Below are 4,927 nucleotides of genomic sequence, written 5' to 3'. Positions count from 1 at the left end.
GGCTCGGTGGCCAGCGCCGCCAGGGTCGCCATCGCGGTGCTGCGGGCGTACGGCGAGCGCCCCTCGACGGCGGCGTGCAGGGTGGCGCCGAGCGACCACAGGTCGGCCTCCACGCTGGACACGCCCTCGGCGGCGCGTTCCGGGGCGACGAACTGCGGCGAGCCGAGGACCATGCCGGGCCGGGTCATCAACCCGTCGCACCGTCGAAGGTGGCCAGCCCGAAGTCGGTGAGCATCACCCGCCCGTCGTCGGCCATCAGAACGTTCTGCGGCTTGACGTCGCGGTGCAGCACCCCGGCGGTGTGCGCGGCGCGCAGCGCGGCCAGCAGCGCCCGCCCGATGCCGGCCGCGCGCACCGGGTCGACCGGGCCGGTGTCCTCCAGGACGGCCTGCAACGTCCGGGAGGGGACGTACTCCATCACGATCCAGGGATGGTCGTCGACCTGGACCACGTCGTAGACGCGGACCACGTTGGGGTGGTTGAGCCGGGCCGCGGTGCGCGCCTCGCGCAGCGTCCGCAGCCGCAGCTCGTCGCGCTCCGCCTCGGCCAGCCAGTGCGGCGGGACGACCTCCTTGACCGCCACCTCGCGGTGCAGGATCTCGTCCCGGGACCGCCAGACCCGGCCCATCCCGCCCCGGCCCACCAGTTCCAGCAGGCGGTACCGGCCGGCGACCACTTCTCGCTGCACGGTTCTCCTCACCGTTGGCCGACGTACACCGTAGCCAATGGATCGGGGGAGACCTATCCGTCGTGGGGATTCGACGGTTCAGCAGGCCGCTCCGTCCCTCGCCAGCAGGTTGCCCTCCGGGATGGCGATCCGCGCTCGCCCGCCGGCCAGGAGCGCGGCGCCCCGCCGCGCCTGGAGGGTGCCGTGCTCCCGCTGGGCGGCGGCGTAACTGCCCGCGGTGCGGGCCGCGATGGTCGCCCAGCCGTACCGCCGGCTGACCATGGTGCGGGCGCGGCGGGCCACCCGGCGGGCGAAGACCTCGTCCCGCAGGAGCTGGTCCACCGCGCCGGCGAGGGCGTCCGGGTCGCTGTGCGGGAAGGTCACCCCGGTGACACCGGGCTCGACGATCTCGGCCAGCCCGCCGGTGCTGGCCACCGCCAGCGGCGCGCCGGCCGCCGCGGCTTCGAGGGCCACCATGCCGAACGGCTCGTAGAGGCTCGGCACCACGGTCGCGTCGGTGGCGGCCAGCACCGCCGGGAGCTGGGTGGCGTCCATGAAGCCGGCGAAGCGGACGATGTCCCCCAGGTCGAGCCGCCGCGTCTGGTCCACCAGCTCCTCCCGGTACGGCCCGTCGCCGGCGATCACCACCCGCAGCCCCGGGTGTCGCCGGCGCAGGTGCGGCACCGCGTGCACCAGGTGCTGGACGCCCTTCTCGTAGACCAGCCGGCCGGCGTAGCCGACCAGGGGGCCGTCCCCGGCGAACCGGGCGCGGGCCGAGGCGACCGCCCGGGGGCGGGCGTGCCAGGCCCGGTCGTCGACGCCGTTGGGCACCACGTCGACCCGCCCGGCCGGCACCTCGAAGAGCCGGGTGACCTGGTCGCGCATGTACCCCGAGCAGGCGATCACCCGGGCGGAGGCGTTGCTGAGCCAGTGCTCGACGCCGTGGATGGTGCGGTTCATCTCCTCGGGCAGCCAGCCCTGGTGCCGGCCGGCCTCGGTGGCGTGGATGGTGGTGACCAGGGGCAGGTCGAGGTGCTCGGCGAGGGTGATCGCGGTGTGCGCGACGAGCCAGTCGTGGGCGTGGACCACGTCGTAGTCGCCGGACTCGGCGGCGCGCAGGGCGGTGCGGGTCAGGGTGTGGTTGAAGGCCATCGTCCAGGCCAGCAGGGAGCCGGTGGCCAGCGGGAAGGTCACCGGGTCCTCGGCGGCGCGCAGCACGCGCACGCCGTCGGCGTACTCCTCCAGGGGCGCGCCCTCGGCGTGCCGGGTGACGACGGTGACCTCGTGCCCGGCGGCGGCCAGCGCCACCGACAGCGCGTGCACGTGCCGGCCCAGGCCACCGACGAGCACGGGCGGGTATTCCCAGGAGAGGATCAGCACCCGTTGGTGCCGGGCGGGGTGGATGTCGATCACGTCGGCGTCAGGTGACATGAAGGCCCCCTTTGAGTTGTCCCCCGTACATGCGGCGGAAGGCACCCCACCGGGTGCCCGCCGTCTCGCCTGGGTCGGGGCTCATCCTGCCGACCGCTGGATAACCAGCGGAGACGCCGTCGTTGCCGGTGTGTAACGCGTGCCTAGTGCGGTGTCCACTGACGTTCGCCGGGCTTCCGGCTGGGCGTTGTGGATCCTCGCCGTGGGGCGAGCGACTCCCCACCGGGTGGTGGGGCGGGCCTCCGCGGGCCAACTGGACCCTCACGCCGCCGGTGGTGCGCGGGACGGCGGGGGTCACGCCGGGACCGGCCAGCACCAGGCAGGTGGCAGCCGGCTCGACGGTGCGTGACCACCTGCGGCAGCTCGGGCGCCGCGCTGGTGGTGGTTCCGCCACCCGGGGTGCGGGTGGCGATGCTGGCGGCCGCGACAAGGTCGCGGTGCCCGGAGAATGCGCAGTCTGGGCAGAACAGGGTCCGCCCAGGAGGTTTGGGCACCCGCTTCCGGCAGGCGGGGCAGGTGGAGGAGGTGCCGCGTTCGTCGACCAGCCGCACGGTGATCCCGGCCAGGACAGCCTTGTCGGTGAGGACCTGGATCAGACGGCCGACCTGCCACTGCCGCAGCCGCAGGTTGTGCCGCCGCCCCGCAGGCAGGTCGAGCACGCCGCGGGGGTCACCGACGTGCAGCACGCCCACCCGCTTCCGGATAGCCCAGGAGATAACCGTACGGGCAGCTTCATGCTGGGCCTGGCGGACCCGCCGCCGATGCCGGCCCTCCACTCGCCGCGCCCGCCGACGGTACTGCCGCCACCGCCGCGACCCCCGCTGGCCCGGCTTTGGCGCCCGCCTGGCCACGGCCCGGCGGCGGGCCTTCGTGTCGGCCAGGTGCATGCGATGCTCGGCGCGGATCGCCCGTCCGGACACCAGCAGCCCATCCCCGTCAGGGCCGGCCACCGCGTACGGGTGGATGATTCCCAGATCTACGCCCGCCACCCGGTCCGGATCCGGTTCTTCACCGGGCTGGTAGGTCGTCACCGGGACCTCGGCGGTCACCTCCAGGAACAGCCGGCCGGCTTCGCACAGCAGGGTGATCGACCGGACCTGCTCGGCCGGATACGGCACCTCGCGGGCCAGACGCACCCACAACGGCGCGGTGCCTCTGGCGGTGGGAATCCGCACCCGACGACCGTCGAGGGTGAACGTGCCGTGATACCAGCGCACCGGCATCAGCCCACGCCGGCGACGCGGGAACCGCGCCGACAGATCACCGTCCTTGCGGCGTTTCGCCGCCGCGAACCACGCATCCGAGAACCGACGCAACACCGAGCGCGCACCGGTGGAGTCCAATTCGGCGAACGTGCCCGGCCCCGAGGTTGCCAACTCCCGGCACAATTCCTGATAACCGACCAGGGCCGTGTCCCTTCGGCGGCGGCGCCATGCGTTGACCTCCAACACACACGCCCACACATCCGCAGCCGACCGCAGCACTCCGAAACACCGCCGCCGCTGCCCGGCCGTCACCCGCAACCCCACCGCGCCGTCCGATGAAGCACCCGAGGCGCAGACGGATCACGACGACGAGGCACGAATCGAAGCCAACACCACCCCTACGACACTTCTCAAGTGCTACCAACCCGGTGAACGCCAGCAAACACCGAGCTAGCGGGGCCGGCGGACGCGCAGCAGCTCGGCCACCGACCATGCCTGGAACGGGCAGCCGGTGGCGGCGTGCGGCGGGGTGCCGTCGGCCGTCTCACTCACCGACCCTAGGCCATAATCCCCCAAATGGCCCTCAAGTCCGACCAAAAGGTCGCTGGTGGGCAGACCGGCCTTCCGGTATGCGTCGACGAACGGTCCGATCAGCCACGGCCAGACGGTCCCCTGGTGGTAGGCGGTGTCCCGCTCGGCCGGCCCGCCCCGGTGTCGCGCGGCGAAGTCGGGGGAGTCGGGGGAGAGGCTGCGCGGGCCGAGCGGGGTGAACAGCCCGGCCGCCACCCGGCGCAGCACCGCCGGGTCCGGCTCCAGCGGGGCGTACGGCAGGGACCAGGCCAGCAGCTGGTTGGGGCGGAGCAGGTCGTCGTCGTGGTACGCCGCCCCGCCCAGCGGATAGGCCGGCGCCGGCGCGTCCACCACGTCGTGCAGCCAGCCGGCCGGCGACGGGAACCGCTTGCCGAACGCCTCGCGGGCCCGGGCGTGCAGCCGCCACAGCTCGGCCGCGTCCCTCCCGGCCAGCTCGGTCAGCTCGGCCAGGCCGGCCAGGCCGTTGACCCAGAGCGCGTTGACCTCGACCGGCTTGCCGGTGCGCGGCGTCACCGGCACTCCGTAGACCCGCGCGTCCATCCAGGTCAACGCGGTGCCCGGGGTACCGCCCTGGGTGAGCAGGCCGTCGGCCGGGTCGACCGCGATGCCGTACCGGGTGCCGGCCAGGTGCGCTTCGACCACCGCGTGCAGCGCCGGCAGCAGTTCGTCGCCCAGGTCGGTGTCGCCGGTGAGCGTGACGTGCCGGCTCACCGCGTGCAGGAACCACAGCGTCGCGTCGACGGTGTTGTACTCCACCCGGCCGGTGTCGGCCGTGTTCGCCAGCATCCCCTCCGACAGCGTGGCCGCGTACGACCGCAGCAGCGCCCGCCCCTCGTCGGCCCGCCCGGTGCACAGGAACAGCCCCTCGTACGAGGTCATCGTGTCCCGCGACCAGGCCCCGAACCAGGGGTAGCCGGCCACCACGTCGGGCCCGGCGGAGGTGCGCACCACGAACGCGTCCGCGGCCAGGGTGAGGGTGGCCTCGACCGGGTCGGCCGGCTTCGCCGCCGCCACCACCGCCCGGTGCCGCCGC

Annotated in this window: 3 protein-coding genes and 1 pseudogene; all 4 read right to left on the bottom strand. The window is 74.0% G+C overall.

What is annotated here, in order from left to right:
- Window positions 1-628, bottom strand: a pseudogene (locus JNW89_RS27745) (serine/threonine-protein kinase); the annotation flags it as partial.
- A gap of 138 nt (window positions 629-766) precedes the next feature.
- Window positions 767-2,098 (bottom strand): glycosyltransferase family 4 protein, encoded by a 1,332-nt coding sequence (locus JNW89_RS27740; RefSeq protein ID WP_238451309.1) that lies wholly within the window; start codon window positions 2,096-2,098, stop codon window positions 767-769.
- Between the two features lie 143 nt (window positions 2,099-2,241).
- On the bottom strand, window positions 2,242-3,615 hold the full coding sequence (locus JNW89_RS27735) for a transposase (protein ID WP_309140036.1): 1,374 nt from the start codon (window positions 3,613-3,615) through the stop codon (window positions 2,242-2,244).
- A 138-nt stretch (window positions 3,616-3,753) separates the two neighbouring features.
- The coding region (locus tag JNW89_RS27730) for an amylo-alpha-1,6-glucosidase (RefSeq protein ID WP_305070545.1) at window positions 3,754-4,927 on the bottom strand (1,174 nt) is incomplete at its 5' end.

The organism is Micromonospora sp. 4G55 (assembly GCF_016803375.1).
The sequence above is the reverse complement of the archived record's forward strand: the minus strand, read 5'-3'. Positions and strand labels throughout refer to the sequence as shown.

Excerpts from the sequence above, each read along its gene's own strand:
- JNW89_RS27740 (WP_238451309.1), bottom strand. The coding sequence starts at position 2,098 with ATGTCACCTGACGCCGACGTGATCGACATCCACCCCGCCCGGCACCAA.